General features: G+C 67.2%; 1 protein-coding gene. It reads right to left on the bottom strand.

Annotated elements, in window-relative coordinates; genetic code table 11:
- Positions 1–79: 79 nt before the first annotated feature.
- A partial coding sequence (locus tag FG154_RS20855) for a plasmid pRiA4b ORF-3 family protein (protein ID WP_145112079.1) occupies positions 80–409 on the bottom strand: 330 nt, incomplete at its 5' end.

Here is a 409-nt window from a genome sequence, read left to right as displayed (position 1 = left end):
AGGTGCCCGCCTCGCAAGGCCCCCGGCGGATACTTGTGGGTAACTTCAAGCCGGCAAAGGCCGCGGGCCGGCCGGTCTCTCAGAGCGGCCTGCTGGTTGTCTTCGGCTTCCGGGGCCTCGGCGCCCATTTCTTCGCCAGGCGCTCGAAGCTGTCGAGGATGCGGCCGATGCCGGCGTCGTCCGGGTCGAACGTGCCGCCATGGAGGTCCATCATGTCGGCGTGAGCTTCATGGTTCGGATCGGCGCGTGCCTCGAGGAATTCGGCATAGCCGGGGGCACCCCCCACGTCCTCGGGAGGACAGGCGCCGATGGCACGGACAAGGCGCGGGTAGTCGGCGCCGGGGAGAGCGTCGTCGATCTTCTCGACCCTGATCACATGGTGCCAGTTGTCGCCGAAGTCGTAGATGTA

This window comes from Cereibacter sediminicola, from assembly GCF_007668225.1.
GTDB classification, from domain to species: Bacteria; Pseudomonadota; Alphaproteobacteria; order Rhodobacterales; family Rhodobacteraceae; genus Cereibacter_A; species Cereibacter_A azotoformans.
The sequence above is the reverse complement of the archived record's forward strand: the minus strand, read 5'-3'. Positions and strand labels throughout refer to the sequence as shown.